Consider the following 12448-nt stretch of genomic DNA (forward strand, 5'->3'; position numbering starts at 1 on the left):
GCGGGCTGCCGCGGGTGGGCGCCGCCGCGACGGGGGCCGCGGCACTGCTCGGCCCGGCTGTCACGGCGTACACGGCGGTACTCGCGGCGGACACGGCGGTGCCCGCGTGGCACGGCGCCCACCGCGAACTGCCGTACCTCTTCGCCGCGTCGGCGACCGCCGCCGCCTCGGGCATGGCGCTGGTGACGTCCCCGACGGGGGAGAACGCGCCCGCGCGGTGCGCCGCGCTACTGGCTGCGGCGGCCGACAAGGCGGCCATCACCGCGGCCGAGCGGCGGCTCGGCATGGTCGCCGAGACCTACCGCACGGGAACGGCCGGCAAGCTGCTGCGCTGCGCGCAAGCCCTCACCGTGGCGGGCGCCGCGACCGCCGGCCTACTGGGCCACCGCAGCCGCCCGGCAGCGGTGGCGGGCGGCCTCGCCCTCCTGACCGGCTCGGCCCTCACCCGCTTCGGCATCTTCCACGCCGGCATCGCCTCGGCGAAGGACCCGAAGTACACGGTGGAACCACAGCGACGGGGGCGGGAGGAGCGGGGTTAGCGGGGCGCTGCGTAGCGTTGTCCACAGGCCGCCGGCTTTGTCAGTACCGGCCGGTACTGTGTTGAGAAGGGGACCTCGCACCCCCCAATGGGGGAAGAAGAGGGGCCGAAACGGTACGGCAAGTGCGGGGCATACGACAGGACCTCACAACGCCCGGATCTCATGCAGCAGATTCTTCTGGGCCCACTCGATGAACGGTTCCTGCTGGTCGCCGCCGATCTGTACGAGGGCGACCTCCGTGAAGCCGGCGTCCGCGTACGCCTTCACCGCTTCCACGAACGTACCGACGTCGTCGCCGCACGGGATGGCCTGCGCGATGTCCTCCTTGCGTACGTACTGCGTGGCGCCGCTGAAGCCGGACGGGCCGGGGAGTTCGGAGTTGACCGGCCAGCCGCCGACCATCCAGCGGAACTGGTCGTGCGCCCGGGCGATCGCCGCGTCCCGGTCGGGATCGTAGGAGACCGGGATCTGGCCGACGCGCGGCTTCCCCGTGCCGCCGTTCTTGTCGAACGCCTGCAGCAGCTCGCTCTTCGGCTCGGTGGCGATGACCAGGTCACCGAGCCGGCCCGCGATCGCGCAGGAGTACCCGCCGGAGACCGCGACGCCGATCTTCGGCGGCTCCTCGGGCAGGTCCCACAGCACGGCCTGGTCCACATTGAAGTGCTCGCCGTGATAGGTCACCTCGTCACCGGAGAACAGCGCCCGGATGATCTCGATGGCCTCCTCCAGCTTCTCCAGGCGCACCGGCGCCGCGGGCCAGCCCTGCCCGACGACGTGTTCGTTGAGGCTCTCGCCCGAGCCCAGGCCCAGCCGGAACCGGCCCTGCGCGAGCAGTTGCATCGTCGCCGCCTTCTGGGCGACGACCGCCGGGTGGTATCGGGTCGTCGGGCACGTCACGTACGTCATCAGCGGAATGCGGGAGGTGGCCTGCGCGGCCGCCCCGAGCACGCTCCAGGCGTACGGGGCGTGGCCCTGCGAGGCCAGCCACGGGAAGTAATGGTCCGAGGTGACCGAGAAATCAAAACCGGCGCGCTCGGCCATGACGACATGGTCGACCAGTTCGCGCGGCCCGGCCTGTTCGGTCATCATCGTGTATCCGACGTCCACCATTGTCACTCACCTTTTCGGCTGGTTGCGGAATCTCCTCCGAGGTTTTCCGTGGTTCCCTTTCATCGAACCGGGTACACGCTCGATTGATGCGTATTGTGGATCTCCCGGAACCTCCGCGTCCCCCGAATGGCGGCGGTGAATCACGGTGAATCGAAAGAAGTCCGACGGCCGGACCCGGGTGACGGTCGTCGTGGCGCTCGCCGCCAATCTCGTCATCGCGGTCGCAAAGGCGGTCGGCGGTCTGATCTCCGGTTCGCCCGCGCTGCTGTCGGAGGCGGCGCACTCCGTCGCCGACAGCCTCAACGAGCTGTTCCTGCTCGCCGCGCTGCGCCGCAGCCGCCGCCCCGCCGACCGCCGCCACCCCTTCGGGTACGGCATGGAGCGTTACTTCTGGGCGCTGCTGGCCGCGGTCGGGATCTTCGTGATGGGTGGCTGCTTCTCCTTCTTCCAGGGGATCAGCGCGCTGCGGGAGGGTTCGCAGGAGTCGCCGAGCGGTTATGCGGCGGGGTTGATCGTGCTCGGCGTGGCGTTCGTCGCCGAGGGGACGTCGCTGGTCAGGGCGGTGTACCAGCTGCGCGTACAGAAGGCCGGCGGCGGTGATCCGGCGCTGCGCACGGTGCTCGCCGAGGACGGCGCCGCGGTGCTGGGCGTGCTGCTGGCGGCGGCCGGGATGCTGCTCCACCTGCTCACGGGCGAGGTGGCGTGGGAGGCGTCGGCGTCGTTCGCGATCGGGCTGCTGCTGGTGTACGTGGCGTACCGGCTCGGCAAGGAGGCGCGCGACCATCTGATCGGTGAGTCCGTCGACCAGGATCTGCGGGACCGCATCCGGGCGCTGCTCGTCTCGCAGCCCGAGGTCGACAATGTGGCGGCGCTGCTGACGATGCGGCTCGGGGAGGACTCGTGGCTGGTGGCGGCCCGTATCGACCTGGCGCCGGGGCTGGACAGCGAGCGGGTGGAGCTGGTGTGCGTACGGATCAAGCGCGAGGTCGAGGACACCTGGCCGCAGGCCGATCACGTCTTCCTGGACATCACGGAGGCGCCGGCCGATGCGCCCAGCGGCTCGTCCGCTTCGACTGCGGAGGGGACCGGCTGAGTCCAGGGAGTGCCAATTACCCTTGCGGCATGATGATGCACAAGGCCGTCCCCGTGCGTGTTGACGCGATGCTCGATGACCTGCGGACACTCGTCGAAGTCGAGTCTCCGTCGCGCGATCTCGACGCGTTGACGGCATCGGCCAAGGCCGTCGCGTCGATCATCGAGAGCCGCCTCGGTGGGCAGGCCGTCCTCGTGGAGAGCGAAGCCGGGCCGCATGTCCACTGGTCGGCCGGCGGCGATCCGCGAGTACTGATCCTCGGTCATCACGACACGGTGTTTCCGCTCGGCACCCTCGCCCGCCGCCCGTTCAGGGTCGAGGACGGGCATGCGACCGGCCCCGGGGTCTTCGACATGCTCGGTGGTCTGGTGCAGGCCGTTCATGGCGTGGCGGCGCTCGATGACCGGTCGGGCGTGGAGATCCTGGTGACCGCCGACGAAGAGGTCGGTTCCGGCTCGTCTCGGGCCCTCCTCGAAGAACGGGCCCTTGCTTGCGGCGCTGTGCTGGTGCTGGAGGGTGCCGCCGACGGCGGGGCCCTGAAGACCGGCCGCAAGGGCTGCGGCACCTTTCAGGTCTCCGTCGCGGGCCGGGCCTCGCACGCGGGCCTGGAGCCCGCGGCCGGGATCAACGCGCTGATCGAAGCATCGCATCAGGTACTGGACATCGCAGCGCTCGGCCGACCCGATATCGGTACGACCGTCACCCCGACCGTCGCGTCCGCCGGCACCCTGGACAACGTCGTCCCGGCGGAGGCCACCGTCATCGTCGACGTCCGGGTCGAGTCGGCCGGCGAGAAGGAACGCGTTGAATCCGCGTTCGCTGCACTGGAACCGCATCTCGACGGGGCGGAGATCACGGTCCGGGGAGCCGTCGGCCGCCCGCCGATGCCCGAGTCGGCTTCGGCCGAACTCTTCGCGCTGGCGCAGCAGTTGCTTCCCGGTATCGAAGGCACGGCGGTCGGCGGCGGAAGCGACGGCAACTTCACGGCCGCGTTGGGGGTGCCGACGCTCGATGGGCTCGGAGCGGTCGGCGGCGGTGCACACGCCGACCACGAGTACGTGGTGATCGATGCCATGGCGGAGCGGGCGAACCTGGTCGCCGACCTGGTGAACGCGGTTCGTCACGCGCCCTCCGCCCAGAGCACGCCCGCCCGGAGCACCCCCGCCTAGAGCACGCCCGACAAGGCCAGCGCTCCCAGCAACGCCGTCCCCGCGACGGTCCAGGCGACGTAGTCGCCGATGTGGCCGGAGTGGAGGAGGCGCAGGGGGTCGATCCAGTGGCGGCTGCGGGTGTGCTGGGGGCGGCGGACGGCGAGGAGTGCGAGGGCGGCGGCGAGGGCCGCGGAGAGTACGCCGAGCAGCAGTCCGGCGGCCGACCAGTGCGGCGGGACGGGGACCACGGTCGCTCCGGCCGTCGCCTCGTCCGCCGCGCTCCCCGCGGCGGCGCGGACGGCCGGTACCACGCCGACCAGGAGCGCCCCGGCGAGCAGCGCGCCCGGGACGGCCAGCATGGTGGCGGGGACCCGGGTCAGTTGCTGTTCGGTCTCCGGCTGTTCGCGTTCGCCGCTGGTCTCGCATTCCGCGTCGTCCGCGGGGGCCGGGCCGAAGCCGCCGAAGATGCGGGCGGCGACGCGCAGTACCGCTCCCCCGGTGACGGCGGAGACGAGGACGAACACGGCGGTGAGCCAGGGTCCGGCGGCCTCTTCCGTGACGGCCTTGCCGAGTGCCGTACCGAAGGGGGGCAGTCCGGCGAGTGCCAGTCCGGCCGCGACGAAGTAGAGGGCGGTCAGGCGCAGTTCGGGGGCGCGGCCGTGCAGTTCGTACTCGTCGATGGAGCCGTAGCGGTCCAGCAGGATGCCCGCGCACGCGAAGAGCGCCGCCTTCACGCCCGCGTGTCCGAGGACGTACAGCGCGATGCCGCCGGTCGCCTCGGGCTTGAGCAGTCCGAGGCCGATGAGGAAGAGGCCGGTGTGGGCGACGGTGGAGTAGGCCAGCAGGCGTTTGACGTGGCGTTGGTACCAGCACATGACCGCGCCGACGGCGGCGGAGAGCACGCCGAAGGTGAGGAGTGTGCGGGTGACGGCTTCGGGTGGGATGCCGCCGGGGCCGGCGAAGATCGTCCAGTACACGCGGGCCGTGCCGTAGACGCCGAGTTCGACCATGACGCCGGAGAGCAGCATGCATACCGGGGTCGGGGCGACGGCGTGCGCGTCGGGGAGCCAGAAGTGGAAGGGGACGGCGGCGGCCTTGACGAGCAGTCCGGTGAGGAGGAGGACGAAGGCGGCGAGGACGAGGGCGTCGGGGGCGCCGCGGGCGTCGAGCGCGGCGCCGATGTGCCGCATGGCGAGTTCGCCGGTGCGGGAGTAGAGCAGGCCGATGCCCAGCAGCATGGCGTAGGCGCCGAGGGAGTTGACGACGCCGAAGGTGAGGCCGCCCTGTACGGCCTTCGCGGCCTCGACGCGGTATCCGGTCAGTGCGTAGGCGACGACGCCCATGAGTTCGAAGAAGACAAAGGCGTTGAAGAGGTCGCCGGTGAGGACGAAGCCGCACATGCCGGCCTGGAAGAGGAGAACGAGGGCGGGGAAGGAGCCGGCGTGTTTGCGGGGCGGTTCGTCGAAGTAGTGCCAGGAGTAGACGAGGACGGCGAGGACGAGGACGGAGACGAGCGCCGCCATGCCGAGGGCGAGGTGGTCGGCGTGCAGGACGATGCCGACGCTGTGTCCGTGGCGCGGGGTCCAGCCGCCGACCCATTCGATGACCGGGGAGGGGGCGGCGAGCAGGAGGTAGAGCGTGAGGGCCGCGGTGGCGGCGGCGACGGTGCCGCCCACGGCCTCCGCGACGACGCGCGGCACGAAACGGCCGGCGGCGACGAGGAGGGCGGCGCCCAGCAGCGGCGCGGCGACGGCCAGCGGCAGCAGGTGGTTCATCCGCGCAGCTCCGACAGTTCGTCCGGGTCGAGGGTGTGGTGCCGTTTGGCGACCTGTATGACCAGGGCGAGGAGGAGGGCTGTGACGGTGGCGCCGACCACGACGTCGGTGAGGGCGAGGGCCTGGACGACGGGGTCGACGAGGGGGCGGGTGCCGGGGGTGACGTCGGAGAAGACCGGGGAGGTGCCGCCCCGGCGGTAGCCGACGGCGAGCAGTAGGACGTAGGTGGCGGCCTGGCAGACGGCCAGGCAGCCGACGGCGTGGATGAGGTTGCGGCTGGTGGCGAGGCCGTAGCAGCCGACGAGGAAGACCCATGCGGCGACGAGGTAGGGCAGTACGTCCATCATTTCCGTTCCCCTTCCCCTTGCCCTTCCCCTTGCCCTTCCCCTTCGATCTCGACTGCCTGATCCAGGAAGCGAGCGAGGAGTACGACGACCGCGCAGCCGACTTCCATCCCGATGGCGGCATTGAGCAGCGGTACGGTGCCGCCGGAGGAGAGGGTGTTGAACGTGCCGTGCGGCAGGATCGTGTTGGCGAGGTAGGAGGATCCGGCCAGCAGTCCGGCGACGCCGATGACGAGGTACGCGGCTTCGCCGGCCGCGTCGCCGACTTCGAAGAGGCCGAGGGGGCGGATGCGTTCCAGTGCGCGGTAGTCCACGGCGATGTAGAGCAGGTGGAGTGCGGTGGCCGCGACGACGCCGCCCTGGAAGCCGCCGCCGGGGGTGAGCTGGCCGTGGGCGACGATGTAGAGCCCGGCGACGAGTGTGACGGGCAGCAGGACGAGGGCGTAGCGGCGTACGGGTGCCGCGACGTCGGCGGGCGCCGGTTCGACCTGGCGTTCGTCGCGGGCCTGGCGGAGCAGGACGACGGTGCCGAGGACGGCGGCGAAGAGGATGGTTTCCTCGCCGAGGGTGTCGAAGGCGCGCTGGTCGAAGTTGACGGCGGAGACCGTGTTGGCGGTCTGCCGGGCGAGTGCTTCGCGGACGGCGCGGTCGCCGTAGGGGTGGAAGTCGTTGCCGAAGGCGGGCAGTCGGAGGGCGGCGGCGACCAGCAGGGCCGCGGTGCCGGCGAGCCCGAGCAGGAGTACCCACATCCGCAGCCGTCGGTTCATGTTCCGCCCTCCCCCGCTTGTTTTTCCGCGCGTACTCGGTCGAGGGAGCGGCGGCGTGCCTTGCGTACGGACAGCAGGATGAGCAGGGGGGTCAGGGCCGAGCCGACGGCGAGCTGGGAGAGGGCGACGTCGGGGGCCTGCAGGACGGTGAAGAGCAGGGTGAGGGTGAGGCCGAGGAGGGAGAGGACCAGGGCCTGGCGGGCCGGGTCGCGGACCGCGACGGCGGCGGTGGCGGTGGCGGCGACCAGCAGCAGCGCGACGGCGATCACTACGTCAGCCATGGTCGTCCGCCTCCTTCGGGCGGGCGCCGGACAGCGCTTTGGAGGAGATGAGGTTGCCGCCGACCAGGATGGCGCCGATGAGGAGGAGTTTGACCAGGGAGCGGCCGGGGCCCTCGGCGACGCACAGCGGCAGCACGACGGCCGCTGAGGCGACCACCGCGAAGGCTTTGGTGAGCGGTCCCTGCTGCGGGTCGTCGCCCATCTCGGGCCCGAGGAGCCGGGCGTACACGAGGGTGCCGACCGGGCCGAGGAGGGCGACGACCAGGGCCACGTCGGTGTACGGCGGGCGGGCGTAGCCGCGGGCGAGCAGCAGCAGGACGAGGCAGACCAGCAGCGTGCCGGTGTTCTGGGCGGCGACGCGGCGGCGGAGCGGTCCGGTGGCCACGCACCACAGGACCGGGCCGAGGCCGGCCACCATCAGTGCGGCGGCGGCCACCAGCCAGGCGTTCACCGGTCGGTCACCGCCCGGCGTGCGGCGGCGGCAGCGGCCGCGCCGACCAGGGAGACGGCGGCGCCGACGAGGAGTTCCAGGGCGTCGACGGTACTGATCAGGAAGAGCCAGAGGGCGAAGAGCGCCGCCCACCACACCGCCACCTCGATCACGCTGCTCACCCGGCCCCACGCCATGCCGCCATCAAAACACCGCATGTCCGCCCCTTTCCCGACGACGCGCGGGACGGGTACCCCGTGTCACAGGGAGTCGCGCGGGAGGGTCTCGTTCCAGGTGCGGGAGAAGACCCGGCGGTCGCTTTCGTAGCCGTCGAGGGTGGCGTCGATGCAGAAGCAGTCCTCGTTGGACCACAGGGTGGTGTGGGTGACGACGTGCACGTCCCAGTCGCCGCGCCGGAAGCGCATGGTCCAGGTCGTTTCGCCGCGTACGGAGGTGAAGTCGTCGGCGACGGAGGTGTACCGCTCGTACGCGCGGCGGCCGACGTCCAGGCCGGGCTGTTCGAACCGCACCAGCCCTGCGTCCTTCACGATCTCCAGTGCGTTGTTGTAGTTGACCAGGTCGCGTTTGACGTCCCAGCGCTGTTCCTTGGGCAGCAGTTGGGTGGCGGGGACCGGCTCGGTGCCTTCTGGTTCGCCGAAGGCGGGGTCGGGCACGTCGTCGGGTACGTCGTTGGGGCGGACCGGCAGGGTGAGGGTGCTGGTTCCCTCGTAGACGCTCAGCCGGACCGGGCGGGGCGGTGGCCAGGCCAGCGGCCAGTAGGAGGTGGAGAGCGAGAGGCGGACGCGGTGGCCGGCCGGGAACACCTGTGCGGTGCAGTTGAGCTGGACGGTGGCACGGTAGCGCCGGCCCGGTTCGAGGGGCTGCGGTACGCCGGTGCCGTCCCGCCGGGTGAGGTTGAGCAGGCCGTACGTCACGCGGGTGGCGCCGCCGTCGGGGGCGACGTCGGAGAGCCGGGCGGCGACCATCGCGACGGGCTCGGAGGCGGAGACCTCCAGCTCGACGGTGGCGGTGCCCATGACCTCCAGGCGTTCGGTGAGCGGTTCGCTGTCGAAGACGAGCGAGCCGCCGTCCTCCTCGCGCTGGTCGTACGGCAGGTCCGGCGGCGCGTTGTAGGAGGCCCATTTGCCGGCGAACTGGCCGACGGACAGCGGGGATTCGACGGTGAGCGCGTCGCCTCTGGCCGCCTCGTCGTCCTGCTCCCCTTCGTCCTTTGTCCGTGCCGGGCCGATGCGGTGCCGGCTGAGGGGGTGCACGCTGTCCTTGATGCGCGGCGAGGGCCAGACGGGCTCGCCGACCCAGCGGCCGGGCCGCTCCTCGTAGGAGGTGGAGGGCGGCATGCTGTCCTGTATCCAGGTGCGCAGCATGGGGCTGTCCATGGCGCCGTTGTCGGCGCCCTTGAGCCAGTGGTCCCACCAGCGCACGACTTCCTGGAGGTAGCCGATGGCGGGGCCGGGCTCGCCCAGGTGGGGGAACTTGTGCGACCAGGGGCCGATGAGTCCCCTGCGCGGCACGTCGAGGTTGCTGAGCAGCCGGCAGACGGCGTTGGAGTAGCCGTCCGCCCAGCCGCTGGAGGCGAGGACGGGCACGCGGATGGCGTCGTAGTCCTCGCAGACCGAGGCGTGCCTCCAGTAGTCGTCGCGGCGCTGGTGGCGCAGCCATTCCAGGGCCCAGGGGCGGCTGGCCTCCATCCGTTCGTGCCACATGTCGCGCCAGCGGTCGCCGACGACTTCGGGGTCGGGCGGGCAGGTGGCGTAGGCGAACATGGTGCCGGCCTCGGCGAGGTTGTCCGAGAGCAGCGTGCCGCCCATGTAGTGCATGTCGTCGGAGTAGCGGTCGTCGGTGAAGGACGCGATGACGATGGCGCGCAGGCTGGCCGGCTGCCGGGCGGCGACCTGGAGGGCGGCGAAGGCGCCCCAGGAGATGCCCATCATGCCGGTGTTCCCGTCGCACCAGGGCTGTGCGGCGATCCAGGCGAGTACCTCTTCGGCGTCGGCCTGTTCCTGTTCCAGGTACTCGTCCAGCAGGACGCCCTCGGAGTCGCCGGTGCCGCGGATGTCGACGCGGACGCAGGCGTAGCCGTGTCCGGCGAGGTAGGGGTGGTGGATCGAGTCGCGGACGGAGGTGAGGTCCCGTTTGCGGTACGGGATGTACTCCAGGATCGCCGGCACCGGTTCTCCGTCGGAGGTGACGGGGCGCCAGATGTGCGCGGAGAGCCGGGTGCCGTCGGGCATGGGGATCGCGACGTGGTCCTCTTCCTTCGTCGCGTGGGGCAGGTCGCTCACGAATTGCATGCGGCTGCCGTGCTCCTTTCCGGTGTGCCGGTGCGCTCGCCGTGCCGACGGGCCGTGCTCACTCGTCGTGGTCGTCCGGCGGTGGGGTGCCCTCGAAGGTGAGGTTGAGGGCGGCCACGCACTGGTCGTACTTCTCGGTCATCTCGTCCACGCTGTCGGCGCCGGTGAAGATGTGGGCCAGTTCGCAGCTGTAGCTGTCCTGCTGCGGCGCGTCGGAGAGACGTTTCCCCGGTTCCGGCACCATCTCGATGCGGACGCCGGGGATCTCCCGCTCGATGCGCTCGATCTCCTCCGGGGAGGGCACGTCCTGGACCACGGCGTCGGTGAACCAGCGGTAGTACCACTTGGCGGCCTTGCGGTACGGGCCTTCGCCCTGCGGCAGCCGGGGGTCCTTGCCGAGGGCGAGGCGGACCATGCAGTGGTGGTTCGGCACGCCGTCGACGTAGTGGAAGATCTGCGCGTGCGACTGCGAATGCCGGGGGTTGATCTCCAGCAGATTGATCGCGTCGGTGTGCGGGTCGTAGAAGAATTCGATGCTGAAGGTCGCCGATTCCATCCCGATCTGGCGTATCACCCGCTCGCTGGCGATGCGCAGCCGCTGGACGACGTCATCGGGCAGCGTGGAGGGGTACTGGTGGCGCAGGAAGCTGGAGCTGTCGGGGTAATTGATGGAATCCAGCGTCCCGTAGACGACGACCTCGCCATTGAGGACATAGCCCTCGACGGCCACCTGGATTCCCGAGATCGCCTCCTCGGCCAGGCATACCTCCCCGCCGACCCCGGCCATTTCCGGGGGCAGCTCAATGCGGGCCATGATGTCTTCGAAGGGGCGCCCCACCCGGCTGATGCCCTCCCGGATGTGTCCCACCGCCTCCTTGAATTCCTTCTCGTCCTTGACGCCGTAGGCCAGCTCCGACGAATAGGACAGGGCGGGCTTGAGCCACATCGGGAAGCGCACGCCGTCGGGCGGCTGCGGGTCGTCCGACGAGAGGTCGACCCGGCCGAAACGCGGGTGCTCGTCGATGACCTTCTGCTGTTCCAGCCGGCTCCAGTATTTGTGCTCGCACTTGACGATGGACTCCAGGCTGGTGGTACGCGTTCCGTACCGCTCGCCGAGAATCGGAACGAAGGTGCTCGCGGGAAAGTCCCAGTAGGTCACGATGGCGTCGATGCTGCCTTCGAAGGCGTCCAGGATGCCGTACGCCTTTTCCAGGAGCTGCGGTACGGACACCTCGCCGACCTGCAGTTCCTCGGGGGTGAGCAGGCCGTGGAAGGTGTATTCCGCGGCATCGGGAAGAGCCTGCAGCTCGGTCAGATTTCCCTCGTCCAGACCGACGACAAAGATATTCTTCCTACTCAAGGGACCTCCTTCGTATTGGCGGCGGGGGCCCGGTTACCCGTCCTTCTACCGTGCGACGGCCGCCCGAGTCATCACAGACACGCGTGAAGACCGGCGCGCCACGCGCCTGCCCCGGGATCGTTCCGCCGAGTACCCACGCCACCGGAGTCATGCAGCCGCGGCGCGAAAGTCCTGTGACCGGACGTGCTCACCGGGCCGTTCGGGTCGATGGGCGGCGGCGGGGCAGGATGGTGCGGAAGGGCAGAAGTAGTCCTACAGAGGAGAGCTGACACCGTGGAATACCGCCGCCTGGGCCGCAGTGGCCTGACCATCAGCGAGATCGCGTACGGCAACTGGCTCACGCACGGCTCGCAGGTGGAGCAGGATGCGGCCACCGCCTGCATCCGTGCCGCGCTGGACGCGGGCATCACCACGTTCGACACGGCCGACGTCTACGCCGAGACCCGCGCCGAGTCCGTGCTCGGCGCCGCGCTCCAGGGCGAGCGGCGCGCGGGGCTGGAGATCTTCACCAAGGTCTACTTCCCGACCGGCACCGGCCGGAACGACCGGGGCCTGGGCCGCAAGCACATCATGGAGTCGATCGAGGGGTCGCTGCGCCGCCTGCGGACCGACTACGTCGACCTGTACCAGGCCCACCGCTACGACCACAGCACCCCGCTGGAGGAGACCATGGAGGCGTTCGCCGACGTGGTCAGGGCCGGCAAGGCGCACTACATCGGCGTGTCGGAGTGGACCGCCGACCAGCTGCGCGCGGGCCACGCTCTCGCCCGCGAGCTGCACATCCCACTGATCTCCAATCAGCCGCAGTACTCCGCGCTGTGGCGGGTGATCGAGGCCGAGGTGGTGCCGGCCAGTGAGGAGCTGGGCATCGGCCAGATCGTCTGGTCGCCGATCGCCCAGGGCGTGCTGACCGGCAAGTACCTCCCGGGCGCGCCGCTGCCGGCCGGGACCCGCGCCACGGACGAGAAGGGCGGCGCCACCTTTGTCGCGCGCTGGCTGCGGGACGAGGTACTGGAGCGGGTCCAGCAGCTCAGGCCGCTCGCGGAGCAGGCCGGCCTCTCGCTCGCCCAGCTCGCGGTGGCCTGGGTCCTGCAGAACCGCAACGTCTCCGCCGCCATCATCGGCGCCTCGCGCCCCGAGCAGGTCACGGAGAACGTCAAGGCGGCCGGCGTCCGGCTGGAACCCGCGCTGCTCAAGGCCGTGGACGACATCCTGGAGCCGGTGGCGACCCGTGACCCGGCGCTGACCGCGGGCAACCCGGCCAACGACGGCTGACTCTTTACGGG

At 70.8% G+C, this 12448-nt stretch carries 12 protein-coding genes and 1 pseudogene; 4 read left to right on the forward strand and 9 right to left on the reverse strand.

Features of this window, described 5'->3' with window-relative positions; translation table 11 throughout:
* Positions 1 to 539 (forward strand): annotated as a pseudogene (locus ABT381_RS22995) (NrfD/PsrC family molybdoenzyme membrane anchor subunit); the annotation flags it as partial.
* Between the two features lie 144 nt (positions 540 to 683).
* Here ABT381_RS22995 and ABT381_RS23000 read toward each other — a convergent pair.
* On the reverse strand, positions 684 to 1649 hold the full coding sequence (locus tag ABT381_RS23000; RefSeq protein WP_351597435.1) for an LLM class F420-dependent oxidoreductase: 966 nt from the start codon (positions 1647 to 1649) through the stop codon (positions 684 to 686).
* A gap of 145 nt (positions 1650 to 1794) precedes the next feature.
* Between ABT381_RS23000 and ABT381_RS23005 the strand changes: the two genes are divergently transcribed.
* Entirely contained in the window at positions 1795 to 2742 is a 948-nt protein-coding gene (locus ABT381_RS23005) for a cation diffusion facilitator family transporter (RefSeq protein ID WP_351597438.1), read from the forward strand.
* Positions 2743 to 2771: 29 nt separating this feature from the next.
* The gene (locus ABT381_RS23010) at positions 2772 to 3911 is read left to right on the forward strand and encodes a M20 family metallopeptidase (protein WP_351597441.1); all 1140 of its coding nucleotides are present in this window, start codon (positions 2772 to 2774) and stop codon (positions 3909 to 3911) included.
* On the opposite strand, the gene ABT381_RS23015 is transcribed toward ABT381_RS23010, so the two are convergent.
* Genes ABT381_RS23015 through ABT381_RS23050 form a run of 8 tightly spaced genes read right to left on the reverse strand, consistent with a single transcriptional unit; the run spans position 3908 to position 11162 of the window.
* Positions 3908 to 5668: a complex I subunit 5 family protein gene (locus ABT381_RS23015; protein WP_351597444.1), complete on the reverse strand. Its 1761-nt coding sequence runs from the start codon at positions 5666 to 5668 to the stop codon at positions 3908 to 3910. The genes ABT381_RS23010 and ABT381_RS23015 overlap by 4 nt on opposite strands.
* Complete coding sequence (locus ABT381_RS23020; RefSeq protein WP_351597447.1) at positions 5665 to 6015, reverse strand: sodium:proton antiporter; 351 nt, start codon at positions 6013 to 6015, stop codon at positions 5665 to 5667. Before ABT381_RS23020 ends, ABT381_RS23015 begins: the two co-directional genes overlap by 4 nt.
* Entirely contained in the window at positions 6012 to 6779 is a 768-nt protein-coding gene (locus ABT381_RS23025) for an MnhB domain-containing protein (RefSeq protein ID WP_351597450.1), read from the reverse strand. The genes ABT381_RS23020 and ABT381_RS23025 overlap by 4 nt, the downstream gene beginning before the upstream one ends.
* Complete coding sequence (locus ABT381_RS23030; RefSeq protein WP_351597453.1) at positions 6776 to 7060, reverse strand: Na(+)/H(+) antiporter subunit B; 285 nt, start codon at positions 7058 to 7060, stop codon at positions 6776 to 6778. The genes ABT381_RS23025 and ABT381_RS23030 overlap by 4 nt, the downstream gene beginning before the upstream one ends.
* Positions 7053 to 7511: an MrpF/PhaF family protein gene (locus tag ABT381_RS23035; RefSeq protein WP_351597455.1), complete on the reverse strand. Its 459-nt coding sequence runs from the start codon at positions 7509 to 7511 to the stop codon at positions 7053 to 7055. Before ABT381_RS23035 ends, ABT381_RS23030 begins: the two co-directional genes overlap by 8 nt.
* On the reverse strand, positions 7508 to 7708 hold the full coding sequence (locus ABT381_RS23040; protein ID WP_351597457.1) for a hypothetical protein: 201 nt from the start codon (positions 7706 to 7708) through the stop codon (positions 7508 to 7510). The genes ABT381_RS23035 and ABT381_RS23040 overlap by 4 nt, the downstream gene beginning before the upstream one ends.
* Before the next feature lie 42 nt (positions 7709 to 7750).
* Positions 7751 to 9802 (reverse strand): CocE/NonD family hydrolase, encoded by a 2052-nt coding sequence (locus tag ABT381_RS23045; protein WP_351597459.1) that lies wholly within the window; start codon positions 9800 to 9802, stop codon positions 7751 to 7753.
* 58 nt (positions 9803 to 9860) lie between these two features.
* Complete coding sequence (locus ABT381_RS23050; RefSeq protein WP_351597462.1) at positions 9861 to 11162, reverse strand: ATP-grasp domain-containing protein; 1302 nt, start codon at positions 11160 to 11162, stop codon at positions 9861 to 9863.
* 273 nt (positions 11163 to 11435) lie between these two features.
* Here ABT381_RS23050 and ABT381_RS23055 point away from each other — a divergent pair, with 273 nt between their 5' ends.
* A complete protein-coding gene (locus tag ABT381_RS23055) occupies positions 11436 to 12437 on the forward strand; it encodes an aldo/keto reductase family protein (protein WP_351597465.1) in 1002 nt (333 codons plus the stop codon).
* Positions 12438 to 12448 lie beyond the last annotated feature (11 nt).

This window comes from Streptomyces sp. NPDC000151 (assembly GCF_040301705.1).
Taxonomy (GTDB): Bacteria; Actinomycetota; Actinomycetes; order Streptomycetales; family Streptomycetaceae; genus Streptomyces.